Genomic DNA, 5,001 nt, shown 5'->3' with positions numbered 1-5,001 from the left:
ATAAACGGATCTGCTCTACTTACATCTTTTGGTTGCTTTAGCCTAACCCAAACGCTTTCGTTTGATTTTTTTATTAAGATGCACCACTGATGTGTCTTAAAAAGATTCTCGATAATTTTTTTTATAATATTAAACATTTTTTACCTTAATAGCATAAATTACCGAATCAATATAAAGATTGGTTGTTTTTTGACAAAACTTTAAATTTAGCAATCCAATTAAATTTAAGAAAGGAGTAACAAACAATTTTAAAATTCTTCTTAGAAACTTAAAAGTAATTTTGCCGATCATGTCATTAAAATATACGTTTGCTAGCAAAAATAGTGAGCTTAAATTTGGATTTGTTTTTTCTCGTTTTATAATTTCAAATCCATAATCAATAAAAAGCTTTTCTGTGTAATGAGTAGAAAATTTTCTCTCAGAATGTTTTTCACCATCAAACCATATAAAAGGTACAGAAATTAAAATTTTACCGTTAATTTTTAATACTCTATTAATTTCTTTCATAATATTCTCGATATTATCCGCCTGGTATATAGCCTGAAAACTGACAAAGCCATCAAATGAACTATCCTCGAAAGGAAAAGTATTGCCGTCATAAAAAAAATCAGCATTATTCTGCCCCCCCCTATTAGTTCAAGGCCTATATATCTCTTACACTCAAATAGATCGATATAAGGTTTTGTCCCACAACCTAAATCCAAAATATAGCCGTTAAAATTTTTTGAAAATTTTTGAATATATCTCCAAAGTTCCTTTCTCTCTAAAAAATTTGCATTTAAAAAAAACTCTAATATTTTTGGATTCCAGTCATTCTTTTTAAACATTACATAACCTTATAACTTTTTTTATAGAATTAACCCAATTTTCAAGACTATATTTTTTAGCCATATCAGAATTAATATATGAATTAATATTATCTATATACTCTAAATATCTTTTAGAATTCATACTAGATATAAATACATGCATTTCATCAATAGAGTTAAATTGTCTAAAATCTATAAAACATTCTTTCGGGATAATTTTTTCAATATTTGGTGCCCCCCAATAGATAGGAACCGCGCTAGCCAAAAAACAATCAAATATCTTTTCGCTAACATAATCTTCCACATTATTTGCGTTTTCAAAACAAATCACAAACTTGTACTTACATATAGTTGATATCTTATCTTTAACAGTGCCTTTATAAGAGATCCTTTTGGGTGCCAATAGTTTTGAGCTAAATATAGTTTTGTTCTTAATTTTTAGTATATATTTATCCCAACCATAGCCATATAAATCAAAATCACTAATATATTTTTTTTCAAACCATCTAATGATTTTAAACCTATGTGAGTACAACTCCCCTTTTATCTTTGATGACAGATTACTATTAATCAAAACGCATAGCTTTCTATCTAGATAGTCTTTAACTGTTGCCATTTCTGAAAAAACATACCTTGTGGATGGGAAGAAAAAATACTTTTTATTATCTATTAAACTATTTTTCCATGTTAGAATAAAATCAAATTCTTGGTGTCGTTTTTTATCGTAATTGATTTTATTTATAATTTCTGCTTCTCGTAACATTACTATTGATTTTGTTTTTTTCTTATTTATGATCTTGTTTATACTAAAAGTCGGCATATCCAAAAAGATACAAATATCCGGATCAATGTTTTGTTTTTTATATATATCCAGAGTATGAATTTCATACCCTATTCTTTTTAAATCATTAGTCAAACTAACGTACTCATTTGTCAATGGATAATGAAGCAGAAAATAATCATTGTTTACTCGCTTATCGTATTCGCAATAAAATGCTATTGTTTTATTTTTTATGGCTAGTCTCCTTTAATGTTATGTCGAAACTATTCCTAAAATAAATATATAAAATACATAATAATATTTTAGTCATTTTATAGGTATCCAGCATACTAACTTTAAATAATAGTATCTTCTTAATTCTGGATCTAGTAGGTCAAAAACATAACTTACACACATCAGTGTAATTAGTGTCGCCATAGCAGCGCCAACCGCGCCATGTGTATTAATTAAGATATAGTTAAGTACTATATTAATCAATACACCAAATACATTTTTATATAAGTACCTTGACTCAAATTTTTCAACATAGAGTATTTTTACAAAAACTGCATCAATTGATGCAAAGATGATACACCATGAAAGGACAGATAAAATATGTGGAGCAGCAACAAACTTTTCGCCATATAATATTGTAATAATGAGACTACTACAAAAAGTCATTGTCAGGGCAATCGGAATAGATATCCACAATACTAATCTATAAAGTTTTTCAAGTAGTTTTAAATAGTTGTCTTGGTTTTGTAATTTTAATTCTACTAATTTTGGATATATAGAAGCCGCAATAACACCAGGAATAAAATAAAACAGTTCGCTGACTCTTATTGCTGCTGCATAGTTCCCATTTGCATCATCCCCAAGCATATGTTTTATCATTATTTGATCAGTCCTCGTATATATAAATGCTGTTACAGATACCATAAGCATTGGTATAGAAATTTTTATATATTTTTTTAACAATGATTTTTCAAATTTCCAACCCAATATATTTCCGCCCTTGCAATTATATATAAACAAACAACTCAATGCTAAAAAAAGACTATCGAACGCAAGTGCATATGCAAAATACATTAATGGCATACTAAAATAAACTAATAATATTTTTATAGATGATGAGATCATAAAACCTGTGTTGCTAGCAAGAACTATATATTTTGATAAAACCCTTGCTTGAAAAAAACTTTCAATTAAAATATAAAAAACTTGAAAAATAACAGTTATTGCCACTATATTTACTAATAATCTCGTTTGAGATTCTTTATAAATAAAAAAACTTAATATAAAAATAACTCCCATAGATATAATAGACGAGGCAAACATCATAAAAAACGCGGTTCCAAGCACCTTATCTACATTATTTTGATCGTTTACAATATCTCTTACTATAATTTGACTTAGACCTAAAGAGGCAAATGCAATAAATATACTTACAAAGCTCTGAGCATATGAAAGCAAACCAAACCTTTCTGGGCCTAAATACCTTGTTAAATATATAACTACAAAAAAAGATATTACCATTTTGAAAATCTTATCAAAAAGTAAATATGATGTATTATTAAAATATTTCATAAACTCATTATTTGATTTTAATGATTTTATTTTTTTAATCATCTGTTTAAATACTCTTTTAAAATTACAATAAAATCTTTAATATCTTCACTATCTATCTGCCCTATATTTGCAATCCTAAAAGTATTAAATTCTGTCACCTTTCCAGGGTAAATAGTAAAGCCTCTCTCGTAAAAATAATTATGCATATCGTTAAAATCTACACCAACAGGTATATGAATAGAAGTGATAATTTTAGAGTGGTATTTGTCATTTACTAAGTAAGTTAATCCCATCTCTTTTAAAGCTTTTGTTAAAGTTTCCCAAGATTTACAATATCTCTTGTATCTATTTTCTATACCCTCATCTTTGGCTTCAATAATAGCTTGCTTAAGAGCATATATGGTTTGTACTGGTGGAGTAAATCTCATTTGATGATTTTTTTTAAAATTATCATACTGCTCATAAAGACTTAGATAAAAAGTTCTTGGTGTTATGTTTTTTAACTCATCCAAAGAAGATTTTTTAGCAACTACAAAACTGACACCGGCCATACCTTGAATATTTTTGTTACTACTAGAAGCCAAATATGAAATATTTTGTTTTTGCATATCGATTGGGATAGCAGCATAAGAACTCATAGCATCTACTATAAACTCTATATTATATTGTTTTGTTAATTTTCCTAAATCACTAAGGTTATTTAAAATACCCGTAGTAGTCTCATTATGTATAACAGCAAGATGAGAAATAGAGCTATTTTGCCTTACTACCTCCTCAACTTTTTTTAAGTCCACTGGCTCTATAGATGAACTTTTAAATTCTATATATTTTATCTTGTATCTTGATGCTATTTGACACATTCTTGTTCCATAAGCACCATTGTTTATAATCAGTATGCTCTTATGGTATGGTACAACTGAAGTTAATATGGCTTCTACAGCTGCTGTGCCACTTCCACCAAACAATACCGTGGTATAGTCATTAGTATTAGCTACAATGCTTGTAAGCTCAGATGAAACATATTTCATAATATCGCCAAATTCTTTTTCTCTTGGACAAATATCTGGTACAACTTGAGCTGCTTTGACAGTATCGGTTGTTGTTGCTGGTCCTGGATTTAATAATATATTTCTTTTAATTTTCATATTTTTTGCCTTTATTTTAGGTAGTATTTTTTCAATCGCCCTTCTTAAATGGTCTTGATCATCTATCTCACACCATATAAGTCCATTTATTTTTTTAACAAAAAATGAACTTTTACTTGAAATTTGCGCCATGATATTTTCATAATCTATTTTTAGATTATCTTGCTTTTCAAAGGTCTCACACATAATCTTATAATTTTTTATTGAAACTTTCGATATCCCGACAAGCTCTCCATATATGGATCCTAATTCTTCCTTTTTTTTAGATACAGAAATAAGACTATAATTTTCATCGGTCTCTATATATACTTCATCATTCGAATTTGTTTTATCGCTTGCTAAAACAATATTGTCCAATTCATCTTCAAGAAGAAATTTTAGTGCATCTTTTTCATATAATAAGTCAGACTCAAGAAGTAAAAAATCATCATTTAACTTTTCTTTCATACAATAAAGAGTATACATACTACTAGTTATCTCATACTTATCACTTTTAACTGTTTCTATTTGTGGATAATTAAGTGCAAATTTTTCATATATTTCAGCCAAATAGCCAGTACCTATATATATTTTTTCAATTCCAAATGATAATAAGTTATCTATACTTCTTTCGACAAGGGAAATACCTTCTATTTCTAAAAAACCTTTTGGTTTTAATTTTGTCCTTTCTTTTAATCTACTTCCGAAACCTGCCGCCAGTATAACTGCTGTATTTATC

5 protein-coding genes are annotated in these 5,001 nt (G+C 27.9%); all 5 read right to left on the bottom strand.

Translation table 11 applies throughout. The features are described from left to right. Positions 1-129 precede the first annotated feature (129 nt). A complete protein-coding gene (locus tag CYP77_RS01235) occupies positions 130-537 on the bottom strand; it encodes a hypothetical protein (protein WP_410002955.1) in 408 nt (135 codons plus the stop codon). Beyond that, positions 504-827, bottom strand: a complete 324-nt coding sequence (locus tag CYP77_RS01230; protein ID WP_103567017.1) for a hypothetical protein — start codon at positions 825-827, stop codon at positions 504-506. The genes CYP77_RS01235 and CYP77_RS01230 overlap by 34 nt, the downstream gene beginning before the upstream one ends. Next, the gene (locus tag CYP77_RS01225; RefSeq protein WP_103567018.1) at positions 820-1,725 is read right to left on the bottom strand and encodes a glycosyltransferase family 10 domain-containing protein; all 906 of its coding nucleotides are present in this window, start codon (positions 1,723-1,725) and stop codon (positions 820-822) included. Before CYP77_RS01225 ends, CYP77_RS01230 begins: the two co-directional genes overlap by 8 nt. 171 nt (positions 1,726-1,896) lie before the next feature. Further along, the gene (locus CYP77_RS01220) at positions 1,897-3,198 is read right to left on the bottom strand and encodes a flippase (RefSeq protein ID WP_103567019.1); all 1,302 of its coding nucleotides are present in this window, start codon (positions 3,196-3,198) and stop codon (positions 1,897-1,899) included. After that, the coding region (locus CYP77_RS01215) for a 2-aminoethylphosphonate aminotransferase (RefSeq protein WP_219809395.1) at positions 3,195-5,001 on the bottom strand (1,807 nt) is incomplete at its 5' end. The genes CYP77_RS01220 and CYP77_RS01215, both read right to left, overlap by 4 nt.

It is taken from the genome of Campylobacter concisus (assembly GCF_002913865.1).
GTDB classification, from domain to species: Bacteria; Campylobacterota; Campylobacteria; order Campylobacterales; family Campylobacteraceae; genus Campylobacter_A; species Campylobacter_A concisus_AM.
The sequence above is the reverse complement of the archived record's forward strand: the minus strand, read 5'-3'. Positions and strand labels throughout refer to the sequence as shown.

What these genes read in the sequence shown, in the direction of transcription:
- CYP77_RS01230 (WP_103567017.1), bottom strand. Translation starts at nt 827, where the DNA reads ATGTTTAAAAAGAATGACTGGAATCCAAAAATATTAGAGTTTTTTTTA.
- CYP77_RS01220 (WP_103567019.1), bottom strand. Translation starts at nt 3,198, where the DNA reads ATGATTAAAAAAATAAAATCATTAAAATCAAATAATGAGTTTATGAAA.